We start from the raw sequence: 23,219 nt of genomic DNA on the forward strand, positions 1-23,219 counted from the left end.
TGGTCTGCCTTGCCCAGTGTCCCCCCTGGTTCCGGTCGGCGGTCGGGCACCCCGGTCAGGGGCGGGTGGCGGCGCCGATGACGTGGCTGAGGCGCGGGGAGAGCGGCGAGAAGGCGAAGGTGAGGCGGTCGACCCGGTCGACGGTGAAGCCGGCGGCGCGGATCGCGGCCTCGGTGTCGCGGTTCGGGTGGCAGCCACCGGCGGCCAGCCGCCACACCGGGGTGACGGCGTCCTGGAGGAGCGCGGCCCAGCGGCGCGGGGAGCGGACGTGCTCGTAGAAGCGCAGCTGGCCGCCTGGGCGCAGCACGCGGGCGGCCTCCGCGAGCGCCGCGGGCGGGTCGTCGACCGTGCAGAGCACGAGCGAGCAGACGACGGCGTCGAAGGTGCCGTCGGCGGCCGGCAGCCGGCCGGCGTGCCCTGCGGTGACGGACACCGGGACCGGCGCGTCGGCGGCGGTTCGGCCGGCCTCGGCGCGCAGCGTGTCGTCGGGCTCGACGGCGACGACCTCCCGCACCTCTCGCGGGTAGTGGGCGAAGTTGCGGCCCTGGCCGGCGCCGACCTCCAGGACGCGGCCGCGCAGCCCGGCGAGCAGGCGGTGCCGGTGCCGCGCGCCGCCCCGGCGGTCGGCCCGCTCCGCGATGCCGAGGTAGGCCCGCGCGAAGCGGGGGTGCTGGAAGGGCTCCCGGCGAACCATCGATCGCTCCTGATCCTCTGCGGCGTGGGCGGCGACGCCTCCGACGATAGGGGCCACCGGCGCACTCGCGATCCCGATAATCCGACCTGGTGCCGGGCCGTCGGGTTATCGATGCCGCGCGCCGGAAACCCGGAGGGCAAATCGACAAAGCGACACACCGATACGAGGAGATCGGACGATCATGGCTGACACGACCAAGGACGCGCACTGGGAGAAGAAGAGCCTCGACAAGAGGATGCTGCACGTCATGGAGCGTCTGGTGGACCACTACGACTACCCGGTCAACGGGGCCGCCGGGATCGTCGGGAATCTCGCGGCCGAGTCCGGCGTGATCCCGAACCGGGTCGAGGGCAGTGCCGAGGGCACCCCCATGCGGTCGAAGAACTTCAACGGCGCAGTGGTGGACCACACCCCGGAGGCCATCATGAAGCGGAACGCGGCCCAGCACATCGGCCCCGCGCGGCCGGGCATCGGCCTGGCGCAGTGGACGTTCCCGCCGCGCCGCGCCGGACTGTTCACCCACCCGTTCGAAGGCCACCCCGGCCTCGGCGCCAAGGCGGTCTTCGACATGGACGACCAGATCGACTACCTGGCTGGGGAGCTCAAGACCGGCTTCAAGGGGGTCCGGGCGGCGCTGAAGAAACCAGGCGTGAAGGTGGAGGACGCCTGCGACGAGGTCGTCTACGACTTCGAGGTGCCGGGCGCCATCCTCCAGGGCAACGCCAAGCTGCCCCGCTCGAACCCCCGCGTCCAGCAGGTGTTCCACAAGCGCCGCCCCTTCGCACAGCAGGCCCTGTCCGCCTACCGCGCCGCGCACCCCTGACCGGCCACGCCCCGGCACCCGCCTGTGGGGTGATCTGACTCACACGCTGTCACAACGACCGGCCGTCCGGTGTCTTGAGGCCGAACACCTCGAATCGGAGGAGACACCATGGCTGAGAACACCGACGTGGTCGTGATCGGCGGCGGGTACGCCGGCGTCATGGCGGCCAACCGCCTGACGCGGCGCGAGGACGTGACGGTGACGCTGATCAACCCGCGCCCGACGTTCGTCGATCGGATCCGCCTGCACCAACTGGTGGGCGGGTCCGACGACGCCGTCGTCGACTACCGGGACGTGCTGGGCGAGCGGGTCCGGCTGGTCGTCGACACCGTGACCCGGATCGACACGGCCGGGCGCCGCGTGACGTTGGCCGCCGGGGACCCGGTCGGCTACGACTACCTGGTCTACGCGGTGGGCAGCGGCAGCGCGGACCCGAGCGTGCCGGGCGCGGCCGAGTTCGCCTACCCGATCGCCGACCTGGAGGAGGCGCGGCGGCTGCGGCCGGTCCTGGACGCCGTGCCCGCGACGGCCCCGGTGACCGTCGTCGGGGCCGGTCCGACCGGCATCGAGACCGCGGCCGAGCTGGCGGAGCTCGGCCGCGCCGTGACCCTGGCCTGCGGCGGGGTGCTCGGCCCCTACCTGCACGCCAGGGGCCGGCGCTCGGTCGCCGGCCGGCTGGCGAAGCTCGGGGTCACCGTGCTCCAAGGGCCCGGCGCGAAGGTGACCGCGGTGACGCGGGACGCCGTGCGGCTGGCCGACGGGCGTGAGCTGCCGAGCGAGGTGACGATCTGGACCGCCGGCTTCGGCGTACCGGACCTGGCCGCGCGCAGCGGCCTCAGCACCGACGCGCTGGGGCGCCTGCGCACGGACGAGACGTTGACGAGCGTGGACGACGCGCGCGTCGTCGCGGCCGGGGACGCGGCGGCGCCGTCCGACCTGCCGCTGCGGATGAGCTGCCAGGCCGCGATCCCGCTGGGCGCGCGGGCCGCCGACACGGTGCTCAGCCGGATCGCGGGCGAGCGTCCTGAGCCGCTGAACCAGGCGTTCGCCGGCCAGTGCGTCAGCCTGGGTCGGGGCGCCGGCATCTTCCAGTTCGCCCACCGGTACGACGTCGCGCTGGGGTTCCACGTCGCCGGCCGGCCCGGCGCGCGGCTCAAGGAGTTCGTGTGCCGAAGCATCATCAAGCAGCTGGCCGGCGAGGCCCGCAAGCCGGGTTCGTACGGCCTGCACCGGGTCTCGGGAGGCCCCAGGCGGCAGCGGCTGCTGGCCGCGCGCCCCGCGGAACCGACCATCGCCGAGCGGACGGCCTGACAAAGCGGGGGCCACGCTCACCCTCGACCCGGCCGTGGTCAACGGCGGCCCGGCGTTCGCGCCGCGCCCGGCGTCGCCGGGCGGGTCACTTGGACTCGATCCGCCCCAGCGGCGCGTCGCTCTCCGCCAGCGCCCTCCGCACCGCCGTCCAGTCGGCGTCCCCGACACCCAGCGCGTGGCGGAGGTAGGCCAGGGTGACGCGCTGGAGCAGGGCGAGGCGCCCGGGGTGTTCGTCGGTGGTCTCGCGGATCTCGTAGCCGGCGATCCCGCCGAGCGAGTGCTCGCCGCCGAACAGGGTGAGCAGGCTCTTGGGGCCCGGGCTCAGGTGGTAGGGGTCGGTGAACCACTCGGGGCCACGGACGGACAACGGGGAGTCGTCCTTGTCGCCGGCGACGACGAGGGCGGGCGTGGTCATGGTGGTGAAGTCCGGGTTCATGAACGGGAAGTGCTCGGCCGCGAACGGGGACAGGGCGGCTCCGCCGGTGCCAGCCGCGGCGAGCAGCACGCCGGCCCTGATCCGCGGGTCCGAGAGGTCGTCGCCCGGCGTGCCCGCCGGGTCGAGAACGCGCTGACCGAGCAGGCTGCCGGCGGTCTGCGCGCCGTAGGAGTGGCCGGCCACGGCGACCCTGCTCCGGTCGAGGTGGCCGCCGAGACCGGGCACGGCGGCTTCCACCGTGTCGAGCTGGTCGAGGGCGCGCCTCAGGTCGTCGACGCGGACGCGCCAGATGTCGGGGGTGCGGGGGTCGTCAGGTGCGAGGCCCACCGTCCGTGAGTCGAGGTGGGTGGGCTGGACCACCACCAGGCCGTGGGCGGCCCAGAAGTCGGCCAGCGGGCCGTAGCCGTCGAGCGACGAGCCGAAGCCGTGCGAGAGGAGGACGACCGGCAGTTCGTCGCCGGTGGTCGGGGCGGAGACCCTGGCCCGCAGCTCCTCGCCACGGCCGGGCGCCTCCAGCGTCACCGGCCTCACCGAGACGACCGGGGCGGGCGCGGTGCCGACGACGTCCGTCGCGACCCCTGCCGTTGTGGTCATAAGCATGCCTTTCTGCTGGCCGTTCGGCGGCCGATCTGCCACCATGAGGGAAACGGGACGCTGTCCCGTTTTCGAAGATACGGGACACTGTCCCGGTTAGCAACGTCGTGGTGGCACGGCGACGAGGGAGACGGTGCGGTGAACGGCGGCGAGCGCGGCGTGGAGCGGGCGACGAGGCCCAGGCGGGCGGACGCCCGCCGCAACCAGGAGGCCCTGCTGGACGCGGCCGCCGCGGTCTTCGTCACGTCGGGTGTCGACGCCCCGGTCCGCGCGATCGCGGCCCGGGCCGGCGTCGGGACGGCCACCATCTACCGCCACTTCCCGACGCGGGCGGACCTCATCGTCGCCGTCTACCGGCACCAGGTCGAGGCGCTCGCCGAGGCAGGGCCTGCCCTGCTGGCCGACGGCCCGAGCCCCTACGCGGCGCTCGGCCGGTGGATCGACCTCTTCGTCGACTTCCTGGTCACCAAGCACGGCCTCGCCACCGTCCTCCAGTCCGAGGACGACCGGTTCGCCCCGCTGCACTCCTATTTCCTCGAACGACTGGTCCCGGTGTGCGCCGAACTCCTCGACGCCGCCACCGGCTCGGCGGAGATCCGCTCCGCCCCGGGCGCCTACGAGCTGATGCGCGGCGTCGGCAACCTCTGCGCGGGCGCCGGCGACGACCCCCGTTACGACGCCCGTCGCCTGGTCGGGATCCTCGTCGCGGGGCTGCGTCGGCCCTCCTCCGGCTGAGCGGCGGGACGCATCCGGGCGGCGACGACCAACGTGCCGGCGACGACCGCGGCCATGGCGAGGAAGACGTCGGAGTAGGCGGCGCCGTCCTCGCCGGAGTAGAGGGGGTTGAGGGCGCCGCCGCCACCGCTCGCCCTGGCGGACGCCAGCACGCCGAACACGGCGGGCCCGGTGCCGGCCCCCAGGAACTGGGCGCCCTGCAGGATGCCGAGGCCGACGCCCGCCCGCTCGGCCGGCAGCTCGCGGGCCGCGGCGCCGATGACGGTGGTCATCACGAGCATGAAGCCGATGCCGATCCCGAGGATCCCGGCGCCGGCCGGGAGCACCGAGGAGCCGTCGGTGAGGGCCGAGAGCCACAGGGCGGACAGCCCCATCAGGGCGAGCCCGGCCAGCACCAGGGGCCGGGGGGCGGCCCGGTCGGCGAGCCGGCCGATCAGGGGCGAGCACAGCGCGACGGCGGCCCCGGCCGGGATCATGACCAGCGCGCCCTCCCCCGGGTCGAGGCCGTTGACCTCGATGACCAACAGCGGGACGAACACCAGGCCGCCCAGGTTGACCGTCATGGCCAGGAAGGCGACGAGCAGGCCGGTCCGATAGACCCGGTTGGCGAACAGGGCGGGCGGCACGAAGGGTTGGTCGATACTGACGGTGCGTCGCCAGAAGAGCGCGAGCGCCGCGCCGGCGATCAGCAGACTGCCCCAGGACGAGGGCGCGGCGAAGCCGGAGACCTGCGCCTGGGTCATGCCGAACAGGGCGAGCCCGGCGCCGAGGCCGAGGAGCACGCCGCCGGGCAGGTCGAGCGGGCCCGCGCCGGACGGGCGCTCGTCCGGCAGCACCCGCCAGACCGCGGGCAGCAACAGCAGCGAGACCCCGAGCATGATCCAGAACAGCGCGGGCCAGCCGAACGCCTCGCCGATCCCGCCGCCCACCGCGGGCCCCGCGGCCGTACCGATGCCCGCGCCGGCGGAGACCACGCCGATGCCGACGCCGCGCCGATCCGCCGGCAGCAGCCGGGTGACGGCGATGACCGAGAGCACCGGGATCGCGGCCGCGCCGACGCCCGTCACGATCCGCCCGGCCACCAGGGCCGGCAGGTTCGGGGAGACGGCGCAGAGCAGGCTGCCCGCGGCGTACGTCAGCAGCGCGAAGGCGAAGAGCCGCCGCAGGCCGACCCGGTCGGAGACCCGGCCGTAGAGCGGGACGCCGACCGCGAAGACCAGCAGGAAGCCGGTGACGACCCAGGCGAGTTCGGCCTCGGAGGCCCCGAACTCGGCCCCGATCGTCGGGAGCATCAGGTTGACCATGTCGCTGGCGGTGACGGTGACGAGGATCGCCGCCATCAGCACGGCCAGCAGGGCGAGCCCTCGGTCGTTCCGCTCGCTCGTCGTCGGTGGGGAAGTCATGCGGCGAATCCGCCCCTTCGAAGTCCGCAACCGCCACCACGACGGTTACATTTTGGATGTCGGAGACGACGGAGGAACCCGCCTCCGTCGTCGCTCTGTCAGTCGCCCCGCCGCGCGGCCTCGCGCTCGATGTCGAGCACCCGCCCGGCCAGTTGGGCGATCGTCGTCCGGCCGAGCCGCTCCTCCATGGCCCGCTCCGCCGCTTCGAACTCGACGGCGAGCAGGTGTTGCATGTTGCGCCCCACCTCGCACGCCTCGCTCGGCGGATGCGGATGCCGGGACAGCACCGGGCCCGCCTCGACGGCGGCGTACGCGTCGTACAGCGTGATCTCCCGCGCGGGGCGGGCCAGTTGCCAGCCCCCGTGGCGCCCCTCGATGGACCGGACCAGGCCGGCGTCCCGCAGGTTGCCCAGGATCCGCCGCACCAGGACCGGGTTGCTCGCCAGGCTGTCCGCGATCCCACCGGAGGTCAGCGTGCGATCCCGCCAGCGCGCCAGCATCGTGAGCGCGTGGATCGCCACCGCGCTCCTGCTGCTGACGCTCACCACGACCCCTTCCCCGGCGGCGCACCACCGACCGAACTGCAACCACGCTAGTGCCAGTTGCGGAGTGCGTCAATCCCGCGCGCCCTCACCGCCGTCGCCGGTAGGCCGTCGGGCTCATCCCGGTGAACCGTCGGAAGCGTTGGGAGAAGTAGAGGGGATCGCGCCACCCCAGCTCGCGCGCGATCGCGGCCACCGGCCGGTTGGTGAGGTCGAGGAGCTGCTTCGCGAGGGTCATCCGCTGCCGCTCCACATAGCGCTGCGGGGTGGTGCCCAGGTGCTCGGCGAACAGGCGGGTCAGCCGGGAGGGCGAGAGGTGCACGCTCGCCGCCAGCCGGTCGACGGTCAACGGCTCGGCCAGATGGGCGTCCACGTGGTCGATGACGCGCAGCAGCCGCTCGTCCATGCGGGCGGTCAGCGGGTTCTGCGTGTCGCACCAGAGCAGCGCCTCCTCCAGCGCGTTCATCGCGAACGCGGTGGCCTGCCGCAGCGTGCCTGCGCCGACATGGGCGGCGCGCGTCAGCGTGGCGGCGACGCGCCGGTGCGCCTCGCCGCTGGTGCGGACCCGGCCGACGCCGGTGACCGGCTGGGGCCAGTCGAGCAGCGGCAGCCAGGCGCGCCTGGGGTGGAAGTGCGAGAAGACGATCTCCCAGCACGGCTCGTCGGGCGCCGTCCGGTAGTCGTGGAGCACGCCGGGGCGCAGCAGGACCGCGTCGCCGACCGCGGTGCGCAGGCTCCCGTCCACCCCGGTCAACTGCCCGGCGCCGGCGACGGTGTGGATCAGCAGCCAGTCGGTCGTCCCGCGGCTGCGGAAGGTGGCGTACTCGGGCCCTTCGCGCAGTCGGCCGCCCTCCAGCTGGTCGATCACCGGGCTGCGTGACTCGGCACGCGGTCGTTGGCCGTGCACAGCAGAATCTTCCATGGGTGCGCCGCGTTCTGCCATACCCGTGGCGCGGGCCCCGCCGCAGAATCGCTGGTATGCCAACCATCGTGCGTGAGCCCGGAACCGGGCTCGCCGACGAGTACGCGCGCACCGGGGTGGTCCTGGAACGCGCGCTCCTGAAGTCGGCCGAGATCGAGGAAATCCGCGACGTCTTCATGGCACAGGTCGAGCGGGACCGGTCCATGGGACACGACGACCACGTGCCCGAGGACGACGTGCTGGCCCGCTACCCGCGCTTCGTCCATCCGCACCGGCACGTCGACCGGGCGGCGGGGCGGCTCGCCAGGCGCTGGATGCTCGACCCGCGGATCCTGTCGCGGGTGGCGGAGCTGATCGGCCCGCCGCTCGGCGCCCAGTCGATGTTCTACTTCAAGCCGCCCACCGCCCGGGGCCAGGCGCTGCACCAGGACAACCTGTTCCTGCGGGCCCACCCCGAGACCTGTCTCGCCGCCTGGATCGCGGTGGACGACTGCGACGCGGCCAACGGCGCGCTCCGGGTGGCGCCCGGATCACACCGGTACGAGCTGGAGTGCCCCAAGGAGGCCGACCGCTCGGAGTCCTTCACCACGCAGGGGGTCGAACTGCCCCCGGGGATGCCGGAGGTCCAGACCGAGATGCGCGCCGGCGACGTGCTCTTCTTCCACGGCAGCCTGGTCCACGGCTCGGGACCGAACCACACGACCGACCGCTTCCGGCGCTCGCTGATCTTCCACTACGTGCCGCGGTCGAGCACCGAGATAGCGCGCTTCTACAACCCGCTGCTCACGCCGGAGGGGGACGAGGTCACCGTGACCGAGGCGGCCGACGGCGGCAGTTGCGGCGAGGGCTGGCAGGAGGCGGCGGCTCCCTAGCCGCCGCCCCGCCGACCTCCTCAGCCCTTCATGCCGCTGGCGAAGCCCCTGATCACGTACCGCTGGAGGAACAGGAAGGCGGCGATGATCGGGAGTGACGCCAGCACGAGCCCGGCGAAGACCAGACCGTAGTCGGAGACGTACTGGCCGACGAAGGCGAAGACCCGCACCGGCACCGTCTCGCGCGCCGACCCGCCCAGGTACAGCAGCGGGGTGAAGAAGTCGTTCCAGACGAACACGGCGTTGAGGATCAGCACGGTGCCGGTGATCGGTCGCAGCAGCGGGAACACCACCCGGGTGAAGGCCTGGAGGTGGGTGGCGCCGTCGATCAGCGCGGCGTGCGCGTACTCCGCCGGCAGCGCCCGGATGAACCCGGTGTAGAGGAAGACCGTGAACGGCAGTTGGATGCCGGTGTAGAAGAGGATCATCCCCTGGTAGCTGCCCAACAGGCCCATCGAGTCGAAGAACGTGAACAGCGGGATCATGCCGAGTTGGAACGGCAGCACGATGCCGAGCAGGAACAGCACGTACAGCCGGTAGCCGAGGCGGGACGCGCAGCGGGCCAGGAAGTAGGCCGCGAACGACCCGGTCGCGATGAGCGCCACCAGACTGAGCACCGTGATGAGCGTGCTGTTCAGCAGCGCCTCGCCGAGCGCCGCCTGCGACCAGGCGCGGGAGAAGTTGTCGAACGTCGGCTCGGTCGGCGGCGCCAACGGCTCGGCGGCGATGGCCTGTTCGTCCTTCAGCGACAGGGCGATCAGCGCGTACACCGGGAAGAGGAACGCCAGGGCGACGGCGACCATCACGATCTCCAGCAGGAAGGTGCGGAACCCGTAGCGGAGTCTCACGCGCTCACCTCCCGGCCGCGCAGGTAGTGGATCTGCACGAGCGAGACCGCCGCCACGAACAGCGCGAGGACCAGCGCGATCGCCGTGCTGTAGCCGTAGTTACCGAAGACGAACGCCTCCTTGAAGAGCACTGTGGACAGCGTCTCGCTGGCGTGTCCCGGGCCGCCGCTGGTCGCCGCGTAGACCTGGTCGAAGAGCTTCAGGCCGCCGATGGTCGACAGCATGACGTTGATGGTGAGCGCGGGCGCGAGCAGTGGCCAGGTGACGTGCCGGAAGCGTTGGAAGCGTCCGGCGCCGTCGATCATCGCGGCCTCGTGCAGCTCGTCGGGCACCCCCGCGAGACCGGCCAGGAAGATGACCATCGAGTAGCCGGCGAACTGCCAGACCACCATCCCGGCCACCGACCACAGGGCCAACGACGGGTCGCCCAGCCAGTCCTGCCGCAGGCCGCCGAGGCCGAGCGCGCCGAGGACGGCGTTGAGGCCGGCGTCCGGCGCCGGGTTGTAGACGTACTTCCACAGCACCGCCACCATGACCGGGCTGACCACGGCGGGCGCGAAGAAGACCACCCGCAGCACGCCGCGTGACCTGATGCGGGTGTGCACGCCGAGGGCGAGCAGCAGGCCGATGCCGTTCTGCACGACGACGACGGCGACGGTCAGCGCCAGCGTGTTGCCCAGCGCGCCACGGGCCGCGTCGTCCCGGAACAGCTCCCGGAAGTTGGCGAGCCCGGTGAACGAGCGGTCGCCGATGCCGCTCCAGTCGGTGAAGGCGTAGACCATGCCGCTGAGGCTCGGGTACAGCACCACCAGGGCGTACACCAGCAGGGCAGGCGCGGCGAACCACCACGGCGGGGTCAGGAAGCCGCCCCGCCGTGGCGACCCGCCGAACGCCCGCCCTCGCCGCCGGGTTGGCGGATGCGTAGAGAACGTCGTGGGCATGGCCTACTCCTGCCGGTAGGTCTCGTCCAGCCGGTTCAGCGCCTCGGCGACCGTGATCCGGTCGCCGAGCAGTTCCTGCACCACCGCGAAGTGGGCGGGCTGGACCTCGGCGTTGGGCCACGCCTGGTCCATGAAGGGGACCGCGCGGTCGCCGTCCAGGAACGGCAGGAACGGTTCGAGCACCGGGTCGACGCGGGACTCGGCGTCGCGCACCAGCGGCACGCAGGCGATGGCCTCGGCCCAGGCGTTGATGTTGCGCTGTTCGCCGAGGAACTCGACGAACTCCAGGGCCGCCGCCTGGTTGCGGCTGCCCGCGCTGACGCCGAGCCCGACCACGACACCGGCCGGGATCCACACGTCGTCGGCGGCGTCCGCGCCGGGCACCGGGAACATCGACAGATCGTCGGGGTTCGCGGCGGCGGCGCGGAAGTCCGGCAGCACCGCCGAGACCTGGACGGCCATCGCGGCGTCGCCGGTGGCCACCATGGCGGTCTGCTGCTCGAACGTCGTGCCGTTGGGGTTGTCGTTGAAGAACCCCCGGTCGCGGAGCTCCAGGTACATCTCGAAGGCGTCGGCCCAGCCGGAGTCGGCGAAGCTCGTCGAGCCGTCCCGCAGCTGGCTGTCGAAGTCCGGGTTCCCGGCGTACACGGTGGACGGCACCAGCGCGTAGCTGATGAGCTGGGTGACCCACTGGGTCTGCGCGCCCAGCGCGATCGGCACCCGCCCGGTGGCCCTGACCGCCTCGCAGACCTGGATGAACTCGCTCCAGGTGCTGGGCGGTTCGACGCCGGCCTCCTGGAAGACGCTCCGGTTGTAGATCGCGCCGATCACGCTGGCGCCGGCCGAGTAGAGGTAGGTCCTGCCGTCGAGTTGGAAGGCCGGCTTGAAGTTGTCGGGTATGTTCCGGGTCCACGCCTGGTCGCTCAGGTCGGTGAGCAGCCCGGCCTCGGCGATCTGCGCCATGCTCATCGCGCTGCCGTTGCCCGGGTAGACCACGTGCACGTCCGGCGCGTTGCCGGCGCCCAACTGGGTGCGCAGCGAGGTCTGCACCTGGTCGGTCGGGGAGTACGAGGTCTCGAACTCGGCGGCGCCGTACTCCGCGGTGAGCAGGTCAAGCGGCGCCTGCTGGTCGGAGACGCCGACGAGCCGCAGCGATCCTGAGCCGCCGGACGACCCACCGCCGCAGGCCGTCAGCGCCGCGGGCAGCGCGGTCACGGCGGCGGCACCGCCCGCCAGCCGCAGGAAACGGCGGCGGTCGAAGGGGATGCTCGGTATCGACGCTCTCATAAATTCCTCCTTGAATTCACGAACTCACGCCACGCTCTGTCCGCCCCGGCCCCGGCCCGCGGGGCGACGCCGCTCAGGTCGTCGCCACCTCGTAGGGGACGTTCCGCTCGTCCAGGTCACGCAACGCCCGTGGATCCGCGCCGTCGTCGACGATGACGCGGTCGAACGCCGTCAGCGGCGCCACCCGGTGCAGCGCGACCCGGCCCAGCTTCGAGTGGTCCAGGAGCAGCACGTTGCGGGCCGCGGCCCGGAGCATGACCCGCTTGACCGACACGATGTGCTGCTCCTGGTGGTAGGCGAACCCCTCGGACACCGCCGAGGTGGACACGAAGCACAGGTCGACGTTGAGCGCCTCGATCGCGTCCACGCACGAGACCCCGAGGAAGGAGTCGTGCAGCGGGTCGTGGTCGCCGCCCAGCGCCATCAGCCGGATGTCGCGCTCGCCGGCGAGCAGGTTGATGATCCGGAGGAAGTTGGTGACGACGGTCAGCGGTGTGATCCCGGCGAGCCGGCGGGCCAGCGCGAGCGCCGAGGTCGAGTCGTCGAGCAGGACGGCCATGCCCGGCTCGATCAGCCCGACCGCGCGCTCGGCGATGGCGTCCTTGGCGGGCCCCATCGACTTCAACCGGTAGGCGACGTTGCTCTCGAACACCCCGGACGGCTGGGCGGTGACGCCACCGCGGTGCTTGCGCACGATCCCCCGGCGCTCCAACTCGTCGAGGTCGCGATGGATCGTCATGAGGCTGACGTCGAACCGCCCGGCGAGCTCGGCGGCGGCGACGGAGCCCGCGGAGAGAACGACGTCGGCGATGTCCTGCCGACGCTGCTCGGGGCCGCGCCGACCACTTCTGTCCATAGTCATGGTCCGAATCCTCGCTGCCGAGGGAAGGCGGCAGAAAGCTATAACAGGCCAGCTGTGTTGTTAACACTCAGGACAGAACTTCTCCTCGCCGGTCACAGCGGTGAGAGCCCCCGAGCGCGGGCGGAGGCCCGACGCACGGGGGCTGAACGTAACGGAATCGCTTGTAACTTCACATCACGATGCGTGGGGGACGGCCACGTCAAGGACCCAGGTGACGCCGAAGGGGTCCCTGAGCATGCCGTACAGCGGCGCCCACCGCGCCGGCTCCAACGGGCGCACGACGGTCGAGCCGACGGTCAACCTCCCCCACAGCTCGGTGATCTCGGCCGGGTCGTCGCCGCGCACGGAGACGAACACGGCGTTCTCGCCCGGGTTGTACGGCAGGTGCGAGGGCACGTCGTAGGCCATGACGTGGAAGCCGTTGTCGCCGACCACCTCGCCCCACATCACCCACTCCGCCTCGTCCGGGTGCTGGACGTTCCCCGCGTCCCGCTGGGTGACGGCGACGGTGCGCCCGCCGAAGACGGAGTGGTAGAAGTCGAGCGCCGCGCGGGCGTCGCCCCGGAAGTTCAGGTGGGTCGTCGTCGCGATGGACATGGTGGCTCCGTAAGTTGTTAGGTGGCCCGGGAGGGCCGGGTTGATGCCGGTGACCGCAGACTTCCAGCGGTGGCGGACAGGTTGTGTCCGCCACCGCCCACGGGCCCGCGGCTAGGCTGTGTTCGCACACGGAAAGCGGCCCGCAGGGAGGCGCGGTGGCCGGGACGGTCGACTTCACCCGCGAGGACGTCGAGGCGGCGCTCGGCCGCTCGCCGTGGCGGCGGCGCGAGTCGTTCGTCGACGAGATCGACCCGGAGAGCATGGCGGACACCGCGGCGACGTACGCGCGGGCCGCGGCCGAGGCCGGGGACGCGGGCGAGCTGGCGGAGGCCGCCACCCGGGCGGGCGAGGACGCGGCCCGGCTGGACGGCAAGGCCGTGGTCGACGGCGCCGAGCGGATCGACGCCACCGCGCGCGGGCTCCAGGGCAACGGCGCCGACCTGGACCGCGTGACCGGCCTGCTGGTCCGCGCCATGAACCGGGCCCTGGACGCGGTCGACGAGGTGAACGCGCTGGTCGAGGGGGAGACCGGGCTCGACGCCTACTTCACCGAGCAGTTGGCGCGGGCGCGCCGGGAGTTCGCCGAGACTCCCCCACTGGAGGCCGGCGCGTTCGGCGACGACGCGTTGCCGACCCCCGGCGCGGGCGGCGCGCTGTCCCGGCCCGCGCTGATCAGGCTGCGGCATCTGACGGCGGTCGTCGACCGGGCCGGGGAGACGTCCCGGGAAGTGGGCGAGGCCATCACCCAGTACCGGCGCCGGCTGGCGGAGTACGGCGCCGAACTCGGCGACCTGGACTACGACGTGACCGACGGACCGCTCGGTCTCTGGACCACCTCCGGCATGGCCGGATTCGCCGCCGACGAGATCTCCCGCGAACTGGCCGCCGGCTCGCCCGACCCCGAGGCGCTGCGCCGCCACACCGAGACGTTGGCGGCCATCGGGCTCCAGCTGTACGACCCGCTCACCGGCCGGCCGCTGTCGGGCTCCCGACTCGACGCCGGTCAACTCGCCTACCTGGAGGACTTCTACGCCCGCCTCGACGCCCGCGAACTCGCCGCCCTCGGCGCCCTGGCCGGCGGGCCGCTCGCGCTCGACCCGGCGCGCGGCGCCCCCTTGGCGGACGCCCTGGCGCGCGTCGCCGACGGCATCGTCATGCTGACCGACCCGGCGGTGGGCGGCGGCCGGGACCGCCTGCCCGCCGGGGCCCTGGCGTTCCTCGGCGTCAACGACGATCCCGAGCTGCCGCCCCGGGACGCCGGCGGCCTGGGGCGGGAGCGGTTCGAGGACTTCGGCCGGCTGATGGACGCCGCCTCCCGTCCGCCAGCCGCCGAGCTGGACCGCGAACTGCGCACCCAGCGCACCGTGGTGGCGCTCTGGGCCTCGCACGAGGCCGGCGACGCCGGCATCGAGGTGCGGGCGGAGCGCGAGGCGGCGCTGCGGAGCGCCTTCGCCGAGATGGACCCCGGCGCGCGGGCCTCGTTCTGGTCGGCGCACCGCGAGGCCCTGACGGACGCCGGCCTGCTGTCCGCCCCGCCGGACCGCCGCTACGACGAGGGCGCGGGGGCGTACGACGTGGCCGAACCCCTGGTCCGCGACTACGCGTTGCAGGCCGAGCTGGAGGCCGGCGGCACGGTGGCGGAGGCCCTCGGCTACGAGGACGCGGCCGGGCTGCTCGACCACTACCTGGACGGCTCGGGCAGCCCGCTCGACGTCGACGTCGACAGCATGCTCCAGGACTCGGCCGTGGTCGGCCGGGCGGTCGACACGGCGGTCTCGGCGAAGCGGGAGGAGTGGGCGCGGGAGGCGACGGAGGCGTTCCGGGAGAGCGGTGGCCGGCCCGTCGCCTTCCCGGTGCGCACCGGGACCCGGGGGTTCGAGTTCGACGACGCCAACTGGCGCCTGGCGATGGGCCACGCCGAACTGGACGTCGCCGGCGTGGTCACCGTGGAGCCGGGACCGACCGGCCGTCCGGAGGCCCGCCTCGACTACCAGGTCAACGTGTGGGATCGGTACAACTGGGACGACGGCAAGGTCGCCAAGATCGGTTGGATGACGTTCGACAACGCCGACATCGGCCGGCTGCACTCCACCGGACTCGCCCAGGACTACGACGTGCGCGGCCGCAGCTCGGTACGGCGGACCCCGCTGCCCGTGGACACCCCCGAGTAGCCCCACGGCCGCCCCGCGCGCTTTGCTCTCGCCATTCGCCTCTGGGAGCATCGACTCGTGACACCCCGTCAGCCGCCACCCCGGGCGACGGGTGCGCGGGGGGAGGGCGCGGGACGTGGAGTTCCAGGTGCTTGGCGACGTGGCGATCCGGCGGGACGGGCGGGCGGAGGCCCTCGGCGGGCGGCTGGAACGCACCCTGCTCGCCGTGTTGTTGGCGCGCGCCGGGCGGCCGGTGCCGACGGACGTGCTCACCGAGGCGCTCTGGGGCGACCGGCCGGATCCCCGTAGCGGGCAGCGGCTCCAGCTCCAGGTGCACCGACTGCGCCGCAAGCTCGGGGAGTCGGACCGGCTCGCGTTGGGGCCCGCCGGCTACCGGCTGCGGGTGGAGCCGGGCGAGCTGGACGCGGAGCGGTTCGAGTCGTCGGTCGAGCAGGCTCTTGAGATCGCCGCCCGCCGGGACCCGCCGGGCGCGGCCGCGGCGCTGCGCGCGGCGCTGGAGTTATGGCGGGGGGCGCCGTTCACCGGGGTCGACCTCCCGCTCCTCGACGACTGGGTGCATCGACTCGTCGAGCGCCGCCTCGTCGCCCTGGAGACGCTGTACGAGGCGGAGTTGGCCCGCGGCCGGCACACGGAGGTGGTGGCGGAGCTGTTCCAGCGGGTGCGTGAACACCCACTGCACGAACGGTTCCACGCGCTGCTGATGACGGCACTGGCCAGGGCCGGGCGGCAGGCGGACGCACTGGCGGCCTACCGCGCGGCCCGGGAGACGCTGGTGCGGGAGCTGGGTGTCGAGCCGGGGCCCGAACTGCGGGAGCTGGAGCGCCGGGTGCTCGACGGCGAACCGCTGGGGCCCGGCGGGACGGCGGACCCGGGCGACCGCCGGGGGGACCCCGGGCGCGCGGAGGTCCCCGCGCAACTCCCGCTCGACGTGCGGAACTTCGTGGGGCGCGACGCCGAACTGGCCGAGCTCGACGGCCTGCTGGCGTCGGCGCCGGCCGCCGTCGCGGCGGTGTCCGGGACCGCGGGCGTCGGCAAGACGGCGCTCGCGGTGCGCTGGGCCCATCGCGCCAGGGACAGGTTCCCCGACGGCCAGCTCTACGTCGACCTGCGCGGCTACGGACCCGACCAGCCGGTCGCCCCGCAGGACGCGCTGGCCGGGTTCCTGCGGTCACTCGGTCTGGAGGGCGCGGCGCTGCCCCAGGGGCTCGACGAGCGTGCCGCCCGCTTCCGCACCCTGGTCGCCGGGCGCCGGATGCTGCTCGTGCTGGACAACGCCCACGCCGTCGAACAGGTGCGGCCGCTGCTGCCCGGCGCCCCGTCCTGCTTCACGCTCGTCACCTCCCGCGACACGCTGGCCGGTCTCGTCGCCCGGGACGGCGCCCACCGGGTCCGCGTCGACCGGCTCCCCGCGGCGGACGCCCGCCGCCTGCTGCGGGAGCTGCTCGGCGCCCGCGTCGAGACCGAACCGGAGGCGGCCGAGGCGCTGGTCCACCAGTGCGTCCGGCTGCCGCTGGCGCTGCGGATCGTCGCCGAGCTGATCAGGTCGCGGCCCGCCCTCGGCCTCACCGCGCTGACCGGCGAACTCGCCGAGCGGCAGGGCGCCCTGGACCTGCTGGACATCGAGGGCGACCCGCACACGGCGGTGCGTTCCGTGTTCTCCTGGTCCTACCAGCGGCTCGACCCCGCCGCGGCCCGGGTGTTCCGGCTCGTCGGCCTGCACCCCGGGCGCGACACCGACGCGCACGCTGTCGCGGTGCTGGCCGGGCTGGGGCTCCGGGAGACCCGCGGCTGCCTGGACGTGCTGCTGCGCGCCCACCTGGTGGACCAGACCGGCGACGGCCGGCACCGGCGGCACGACCTGTTGCGCGACTACGCCGCCGAGCTCGCCGAGTCCACCGACCCCGCCGCCGAGCGCGCCGCGGCGCTCGACCGGCTGCGCGGCCACTACCTGTACACGGCCTCGGCCGCCATGGACGTCTTCGCGCCGCACGACTACGCGCACCGGCCGAAGGTGCCGCCGCCCGACGGGCCGCTCCTGACGTTCGCCGGTCACGACGACGCCCGGCGCTGGCTGGACGCGGAACGGGCCAACCTGCTGGAGGTCACCCGGCACGCCGATCCGACGTTCGTCACCCGCCTGTCGGAGACGGTGCACCTGTACCTGCGCGTGGGCGGCTACTTCGACGAGGCGGTCACCCTGCACACCCGGGCGCTCCGGGCGGCCCGGACGGTCGGCGACGAGCTCGCGGAGGCGAACGCGCGGCGCGTGCTCGGCACGATGATGAACCTGTGGGGCGCCGACCCCGACGCGGCGACCGGCCACTTCCAGCGGGCACTCGCCGTCTACGAGCGGGCCGGCGACCGGTCGCTCCAGGCCTCGGTGCTCAACGGCCTCGCGGGGGTCCGGCTGCGCAGCGGGGAACTGCCGGCGGCCATGCGGGAGTTCGAGCGCGCGCTGGAGCTGAACGGCGCCGCGGGCAACTGGCGGGTCCGCTGCGCGATCCTGGTCAACATGGGGCGTACGCTGCGCACCCTCGGCCGACTCGACGAGGCGAGGCGCCGCCTGGAGAGCGTGCTCGAACTCTGCGCCTCCCACGGCGACAAGGCGGTCGAGGCCAACACGCACTGTGTCCTCGCCGACGTGCACACGCGGCTCGGGGACGAGGCGGCGGCGTTCGACCACGCGCGGCGCAGCCTGGCCCTCGCCCGCGAGTCCGGCTACCGGCAGATCGAGGCCCTGTGCCTGGGCAAGTTGGGCACCCTCCACCGGAACCGCGGCGAACTCGCCCGGGCGCTCGACCTGCACGGCGAGGCGCTCGCCCTGGCCCGCGCGGTGGCCGAGTCGGAGCTGATGGTCGAGGCCATGAACACGCTGGCCGCCACCCACGCGGCGGCGGGCGACCCGGCCCGGGCGTTACGCCTGCACGAGGAGGCGCTGGCCCTCGCCGTCGAGGCCGGCGAACGCGTGGCGCAGGCCCACTCGCACGCGGGGATCGGCGACCTGCGGGCCCGGCTCGGGGACCACGCCATGGCCCGCGCCCACTGGCGGCGGGCGCTCGCCGGCTACGAGGCCGGGTCCCTGCCGCTGGCCGCCGAACTGCGGGCCAGGCTCGACGCCCCTGAACCACCGCGGGCGTGACGGGTCAGGGGTCGTACTCCTCGATGCGGCCGAGGGGGGCGAACGCGCCGTCGGTGACCTGGTAGAGGTGGGGCCCGGATCCGCCGTACTCCCCGTCGCGGCCGAAGCGGATCACGCCGGTGACGCCCTCGTGGCTGGCCCGGGTCAACGCCTGGAACACCGTGTCCCGGTCGACCGCCTCGGGGTCGAGGCCGGCCACCGCCTCCGTGATCAACCTGGTGACGTCGTAGGCGCGCGCCGCGAAGTAGCCCGGCTGCCGGCCGTACGCCTCGTCGAAGCGGCCGGCGAACTCCGTCGTGGCGTCGTCGGTGAACGGATCCACCACGAAGGAGGCGAGGAACCATCCTTCCGCCGACTGTCCCGCCCGGTCGAGGAAGCCCTGGTCCAGTACCCGGTTCCCGGTGATCCGGGGCCCGACGAAGTCCGCCGCGTCGAGCGAGGTGGCCAGCGCGCTCGCCTGGTCGACCTCGCCGAGGAACGCCACGGTGTCCGCGTCGGAGTCCGTGATCTCCCGGGCGAGTCCTTCGAGGTCGGTCTCGTCGCTCGCGACGGACTGCCGGCTCTCCAGGTAGTGGGTGTCGTCGCTCACCAGGACCGCCTGCACCTCGTTGGCCACCGCCACGCCGTACGAGGTCTCGTTGTCGATCACGGTCACGCCGAAGACGGCCGGGTGCCGGGCGAGGAACTCGCCGATCGCGGTGCCCGACTGCCGGTCGTCCGGCACCGCGCGCAGCAGGGTGACGAAGCCCTGCCCGGCGAGCTCCGCCTCGGTGACGGAGTGGACCACGAAGGCGAGACCGGCCCCGCTGTACCGGGGGCCGGCCGCCAGCACCGTCTCGTACGACGCCGGGCCGACCACCGCGACGACGTCGCCGTCGTCGATCGCGGTCTGGGCCGCCGTCGCGGCGCGCGCCTCCGCGCCCTGGTCGTCGGCCTCGACGACCTCGAAGCGGAGGCCCGGGTGGTCGCCCGAGGCGTTCGCCTGGTCGACGGCGAGTCGGGCGGCGTCGAGCATCTCCCGGCCGATGTCGGCGTTGCTCCCGCTCAGGTCCCCCTGGACGGCGATCCGCACGGTCCTCTCCCCTGCCGCGACGTCACCGCCGGTGTCGCCGCCCGTGCTCGCGTCGCCCCCATCGCCGCCGCCGGCGAGACGCCAGGCGAGCACGCCGCCGCCGGCGACCACCGCCGTCGCCCCGGCGGCGGCCAGCAGCGCGCGTCGCGAGGGGCCACGACCCGGCGGCCCGGCGGGCGCCGCGGGGCCGAGCGCGCCGAGTGGCGGCGGGGCCTCGGGGAGACTCGGGGTGGGGGCCGGCGGGGTGCTGGGCAGCGGGGTCTCGGTCCGCTCCCGCACCGCGTGGGACACCGGCGCCGGCAGCCACTCCCCCGCCACCAGGGGGCTCGTGCCGGTGTCCGACGCGAGTGCCGCGAGCAGCTCGGCGACGCTCGGCCGCAGCCGGGGTTCCTTCTCCAGGCAGCGGCCCGCCAACCCCCGAAGTCCCGGCGGAACGTCGCGCAGCCAGGGCGGCTCGAAGGCGGCGCGGAAGTTGACCTCCTCCGCCGTTCCCTCGCCGAACGGGCCCGTGCCGCTCGCCGCGTAGACGAGCACGGCACCGAGGGAGAAGACGTCGCTCGCCGGGCCCGCCTCGCCGTTCCTCAGCTGCTCGGGCGCGATGAACCCGGGCGTGCCCACGACGGCCCCGGTCATGGTCAGCGCGGTGGAGCCCATCGCCAGCGATATCCCGAAGTCGATGACGCGCGGGCCGTCCCGCGCCAGCAGCACGTTCGACGGCTTCAGGTCGCGGTGGACGAGCCCGGTCTCGTGGATGGCCTCGAGCGCCTCGGCGAGTCCCGCGCCCAGCGCCCGCACCGAGGTCTCGGGCCAGGGTCCGTGCGCGGAGATCGCTTCGTTCAGCGACAACCCCGCGACGTACGCGGTGGCCAGCCACGGTGGCGAGCCCCCGGGGTCGGCGTCCACCACCCCGGCGGTGAAGAAGCTGTTGACGCGCCGGGCCGCCGCCACCTCCCGCGCGAAGCGCCGCCGGAACTCCGCGTCCTCGGCCAGCTCCGAACGCACCACCTTGACGGCCACCGGCCGCCCGCCGGGTGAGCGCGCCAGGAAGACCCGCCCCATGCCGCCCGCGCCGAGCCGGGCCAACACCCGGTAGCGCCCCACCCGCCGCGGATCCCCGTCGGCCAGCCCCGCCAACTCCGCCACGCCCCCAGCTCCCCTCCCGCTCGCGGCCGCGACTCCCGTCGCCAGCCGACCCATTTTGCCGGACGCCTGCCTCCGGCGTGCCGCAAGCAGCGGGAAAGGAAAGCGAGTTGGGTCCCGCTATCCGGGTGTTCCGCCTCGGCCCGCCAGCCGACGGTAGTCGCGGGGCGGGAGGCCGTAGGCGGCGTGGAAGGCGCGGGTGAAGGCGGCGTGGTGGGTGAAGCCCCAGCGGGCCGCGATGGCGTGCACGGGCCGGTCGGCCAGGCCGGGGTCGGCCAGGTCGCGGCGGGCGTGCTCCAGGCGCTGGTGCCTGATGTGCGAGGTCACGGAGCGCCCCTGGTCCTGGAAGAGCCGGTGCAGGGCGCGCAACGACATGTGGTGGGCGGCGGCGATGACCGGCGGCGTCAGCTCCGGGTCGCCGAGGTTGCGTTGGATGAACGCGAGCACCTCCAGGTGGAGCGCGCGGCGCCGCGACTCCGGCGGGACGTGCTTCTCGGCCTCCAGGTGATGGCCCAGGACGGCGGCGACCAGGTCGAGCAGCACCGCCCCGAGGCGGGCCCCGTCTCCCGGCAGGTACGCGTCGGCGTCGGCGTCCAGTCGCGCGAGGAAGTCGACCAGGAGCGCGCCGACCCCGTCCCGGCCGGGCAGGGGCCGCCCGAACAGCCGCTCGGCGGCGCGCTCGGGCAGCGGCAGCAGGGCCCGGGGGAACTGACACATCAGCGTCTCGGCCGTGCCGTCTCCGACCTCCACGATCGCCTCGAACGGACGGAAGCTGGGGAGCACCACCAACGCGCCCTCGCCGACGGTGGCTTGGCGGCCCGCCTGGTCGAGCACCTGCCGTCCCCGGCGGGAGGTCGCCACCACGTACGTCTCCGGATCCGACCGCCTGATCATCCGCGTCGTCCGCCGGGACCGCAGCGAGGAGTAGGACGAGGCGCTGACCCGCGCCGGCCCCAGCGCCCCGGCCCGTAACGAGGCGTGGAAGTCCCCGTGCCGGCGCGCCTCGATCCGGCTGGGTACCAGCGACCGGGCGACGACCTCGTGCCAGGCGGCCAGCCGGTCGGCCGCCGGAAGGTCGTCACTGTGGAACACGTGGCTGAGCATCCGTGGCACCGTACGGTCCCCTTTCCGATTTGGCGGGAGTCCGGGCGAGGGCCCGGCCTTCTCCTGCTACGTCGAGACAGGGCGGCGGAATTCGACATCGACGCGCCGTGGGTGCACCAACGGGCGGTGATCCGCGGGTACGGGTTCGGCAAACTCCTTCGGCGCACGCCCCGTCGCCCGGTCGGCCGCGGGTAGCCTCCGAGGCGAGCACCGGGCACCCAGGAGGCACCTCGCGATGTCATCCCAACGTGGCGAGGAGATACTCGCCGTCCTCGACACCGCCTTCGGTCAGCTGCTCGCGGCCGACCCGGCCGCGTTCCGGGTGAAGTTCCGCAAGATGGCCGCCTCCGCCTTCGCGTTCTACCGGGGCACGGCCTGCCTCTTCTACCGGGACCTGGCCGAGGACCACGCCGAGGGCCCGTTCCTGGACGAGCGCACCTCGCGGGTGTGGATCCACGGCGACCTGCACGCCGAGAACTTCGGCACCTACATGGACGCCAACGGGCGGCTGGTCTTCAACGTCAACGACTTCGACGAGGCGTACGTCGGCCCGTTCCTGTGGGACCTGAAGCGCTTCGCCGCCTCGGTCGCGCTGCTCGGGCACACCAAGGCGCTCAGCGACGACGTGATCGGCAACCTGGTCCGCGCCTACGCCGCCGCCTACCGCGAGCGCGTCGCGGTGCTGGCCGCCGGCGCCACCGCGGCGGAGGTGCCGCCGTTCACGCTCGACACGGCCCGCGGTCCGCTGCTCGGCGCGCTGCGGGACGCCAGGAAGCGGACCCGCTTCGAGTTGCTCGACTCGATGACCGAGATCCGCGACCACGAACGTCGGTTCACGCCGGGCGGCGGCGCGGTCGAACTCGACGCGGAGCACCGGGACCGGGTGCTGGCCGCCTTCGAGGGCTACCTGGAGACGCTGCCGCCCTCCCGCCTGTCCCGACCCGACACCTACCGCGTCAAGGACGTCGTCGGCCGCCGCGGGATCGGCATCGGCAGCGCGGGCCTGCCCTCCTACAACATCCTGCTCGAGGGCAACAGCGACGCCCTGGAGAACGACGTGGTGATCTACCTCAAGCAGGCGCAGATCCCCGCGGTCTCCCGGCATGTCACGGACCAGCGGGTGCGCTCCTACTTCCAGCACGAGGGGCACCGCACCGTCATCTCGCAGCGGGCCCTCCAGGCCCACGCCGACCAGTGGCTCGGCTGGACCGTGCTGGACGGCGCGGGGCAGCTGGTGGCCGAGGTGTCGCCGTACGCCGTCGACCTGGACTGGTCCGACATCGACGACCCGACCGAGATCGCCGAGCTGGTCGCCGACCTGGGCCGCGCCACGGCGACGATGCACGCCGCCGCGGACGACTCGAGCGGCCACTCCCTCGTCCCGTTCTCCACCGAGCGGGCGATCCACGAGGCCCTCGCGGCCGACGAGGCCGGCCTGCCGGAACTGCTGGTCGACTTCGCCCACCGCTACGGCGCCCGGGCCAGGGCCGACCACCAGATCTTCGTCGACCTCTTCCGCAACGGCCGCATACCCGGCCTGTAGCGCCGCCTCCACGGCGACGGCGCGCACCACGCGGGATGGCGCTCTGCGGCGAGAGCGCCCACGGCAGCGGGCCGTTCCGCACCGGGAGCGCCCTGAGCCGATCGCGTCGGCGGCCGGCCCCGGGGCCGGCCGGCCCCCCGCCACAAACAGCCGGCGGGGTCAGCAGGGGGCGGTGGTGTGGGT

At 73.8% G+C, this 23,219-nt stretch carries 19 protein-coding genes; 7 read left to right on the forward strand and 12 right to left on the reverse strand.

Annotated features, from left to right (window positions below):
- Positions 1–55 precede the first annotated feature (55 nt).
- Positions 56–694 (reverse strand): class I SAM-dependent methyltransferase, encoded by a 639-nt coding sequence (locus tag ACFWI8_RS20855; RefSeq protein WP_387093595.1) that lies wholly within the window; start codon positions 692–694, stop codon positions 56–58.
- Positions 695–875: 181 nt separating this feature from the next.
- Here ACFWI8_RS20855 and ACFWI8_RS20860 point away from each other — a divergent pair, with 181 nt between their 5' ends.
- Both ACFWI8_RS20860 and ACFWI8_RS20865 read left to right on the forward strand, forming a co-directional pair.
- A complete protein-coding gene (locus ACFWI8_RS20860; RefSeq protein WP_387093598.1) occupies positions 876–1,517 on the forward strand; it encodes a phage tail tip lysozyme in 642 nt (213 codons plus the stop codon).
- A 108-nt stretch (positions 1,518–1,625) separates the two neighbouring features.
- Positions 1,626–2,828 carry an NAD(P)/FAD-dependent oxidoreductase gene (locus ACFWI8_RS20865; protein ID WP_387093601.1) on the forward strand — a complete coding sequence of 401 codons (1,203 nt, stop codon included), beginning with the start codon at positions 1,626–1,628 and terminating at the stop codon, positions 2,826–2,828.
- 85 nt (positions 2,829–2,913) lie between these two features.
- Here the strand turns inward: ACFWI8_RS20865 and ACFWI8_RS20870 are convergent, their stop codons facing one another.
- Positions 2,914–3,858, reverse strand: coding sequence for an alpha/beta hydrolase family protein (locus ACFWI8_RS20870; protein ID WP_387093604.1), 945 nt, complete (start codon positions 3,856–3,858; stop codon positions 2,914–2,916).
- A gap of 138 nt (positions 3,859–3,996) precedes the next feature.
- Between ACFWI8_RS20870 and ACFWI8_RS20875 the strand changes: the two genes are divergently transcribed.
- A complete protein-coding gene (locus tag ACFWI8_RS20875; RefSeq protein ID WP_387093607.1) occupies positions 3,997–4,593 on the forward strand; it encodes a TetR/AcrR family transcriptional regulator in 597 nt (198 codons plus the stop codon).
- On the opposite strand, the gene ACFWI8_RS20880 is transcribed toward ACFWI8_RS20875, so the two are convergent.
- From ACFWI8_RS20880 to ACFWI8_RS20890, 3 genes are all read right to left on the reverse strand, one after another.
- Positions 4,530–5,996 (reverse strand): MFS transporter, encoded by a 1,467-nt coding sequence (locus ACFWI8_RS20880; protein WP_387093610.1) that lies wholly within the window; start codon positions 5,994–5,996, stop codon positions 4,530–4,532. The genes ACFWI8_RS20875 and ACFWI8_RS20880 overlap by 64 nt on opposite strands.
- A gap of 98 nt (positions 5,997–6,094) precedes the next feature.
- A complete protein-coding gene (locus ACFWI8_RS20885; protein WP_387093613.1) occupies positions 6,095–6,541 on the reverse strand; it encodes an Rrf2 family transcriptional regulator in 447 nt (148 codons plus the stop codon).
- An 85-nt stretch (positions 6,542–6,626) separates the two neighbouring features.
- Positions 6,627–7,460, reverse strand: coding sequence for a helix-turn-helix domain-containing protein (locus ACFWI8_RS20890; protein WP_387093616.1), 834 nt, complete (start codon positions 7,458–7,460; stop codon positions 6,627–6,629).
- A gap of 56 nt (positions 7,461–7,516) precedes the next feature.
- Here ACFWI8_RS20890 and ACFWI8_RS20895 point away from each other — a divergent pair, with 56 nt between their 5' ends.
- A complete protein-coding gene (locus ACFWI8_RS20895; protein WP_387093618.1) occupies positions 7,517–8,332 on the forward strand; it encodes a phytanoyl-CoA dioxygenase family protein in 816 nt (271 codons plus the stop codon).
- Between the two features lie 20 nt (positions 8,333–8,352).
- Here the strand turns inward: ACFWI8_RS20895 and ACFWI8_RS20900 are convergent, their stop codons facing one another.
- The 5 genes from ACFWI8_RS20900 to ACFWI8_RS20920 form a co-directional block, all read right to left on the reverse strand.
- Complete coding sequence (locus ACFWI8_RS20900; RefSeq protein WP_387093620.1) at positions 8,353–9,180, reverse strand: carbohydrate ABC transporter permease; 828 nt, start codon at positions 9,178–9,180, stop codon at positions 8,353–8,355.
- Complete coding sequence (locus ACFWI8_RS20905; protein WP_387093623.1) at positions 9,177–10,121, reverse strand: carbohydrate ABC transporter permease; 945 nt, start codon at positions 10,119–10,121, stop codon at positions 9,177–9,179. The genes ACFWI8_RS20900 and ACFWI8_RS20905 overlap by 4 nt, the downstream gene beginning before the upstream one ends.
- 3 nt (positions 10,122–10,124) lie before the next feature.
- A complete protein-coding gene (locus tag ACFWI8_RS20910) occupies positions 10,125–11,408 on the reverse strand; it encodes an ABC transporter substrate-binding protein (RefSeq protein ID WP_387093626.1) in 1,284 nt (427 codons plus the stop codon).
- 73 nt (positions 11,409–11,481) lie between these two features.
- Positions 11,482–12,270, reverse strand: a complete 789-nt coding sequence (locus tag ACFWI8_RS20915) for a DeoR/GlpR family DNA-binding transcription regulator (protein WP_387093629.1) — start codon at positions 12,268–12,270, stop codon at positions 11,482–11,484.
- Positions 12,271–12,444: 174 nt separating this feature from the next.
- Complete coding sequence (locus ACFWI8_RS20920; protein ID WP_387093632.1) at positions 12,445–12,867, reverse strand: VOC family protein; 423 nt, start codon at positions 12,865–12,867, stop codon at positions 12,445–12,447.
- Positions 12,868–13,022: 155 nt separating this feature from the next.
- Here ACFWI8_RS20920 and ACFWI8_RS20925 point away from each other — a divergent pair, with 155 nt between their 5' ends.
- Positions 13,023–15,038 (forward strand): hypothetical protein, encoded by a 2,016-nt coding sequence (locus ACFWI8_RS20925; RefSeq protein ID WP_387093635.1) that lies wholly within the window; start codon positions 13,023–13,025, stop codon positions 15,036–15,038.
- Positions 15,039–15,153: 115 nt separating this feature from the next.
- Positions 15,154–18,177, forward strand: coding sequence for a BTAD domain-containing putative transcriptional regulator (locus ACFWI8_RS20930; protein WP_387093637.1), 3,024 nt, complete (start codon positions 15,154–15,156; stop codon positions 18,175–18,177).
- A 4-nt stretch (positions 18,178–18,181) separates the two neighbouring features.
- Here the strand turns inward: ACFWI8_RS20930 and ACFWI8_RS20935 are convergent, their stop codons facing one another.
- Both ACFWI8_RS20935 and ACFWI8_RS20940 read right to left on the reverse strand, forming a co-directional pair.
- The gene (locus tag ACFWI8_RS20935) at positions 18,182–20,392 is read right to left on the reverse strand and encodes a bifunctional serine/threonine-protein kinase/ABC transporter substrate-binding protein (protein ID WP_387093639.1); all 2,211 of its coding nucleotides are present in this window, start codon (positions 20,390–20,392) and stop codon (positions 18,182–18,184) included.
- Positions 20,393–20,509: 117 nt separating this feature from the next.
- Complete coding sequence (locus ACFWI8_RS20940) at positions 20,510–21,493, reverse strand: helix-turn-helix domain-containing protein (RefSeq protein WP_387093641.1); 984 nt, start codon at positions 21,491–21,493, stop codon at positions 20,510–20,512.
- Between the two features lie 235 nt (positions 21,494–21,728).
- Between ACFWI8_RS20940 and ACFWI8_RS20945 the strand changes: the two genes are divergently transcribed.
- On the forward strand, positions 21,729–23,036 hold the full coding sequence (locus ACFWI8_RS20945; protein ID WP_387093644.1) for a DUF2252 domain-containing protein: 1,308 nt from the start codon (positions 21,729–21,731) through the stop codon (positions 23,034–23,036).
- The last annotated feature ends 183 nt before the right edge of the window (positions 23,037–23,219 follow it).

It is taken from the genome of Streptomyces sp. NPDC127098 (assembly GCF_042722465.1).
GTDB classification, from domain to species: Bacteria; Actinomycetota; Actinomycetes; order Streptomycetales; family Streptomycetaceae; genus Streptomyces; species Streptomyces millisiae.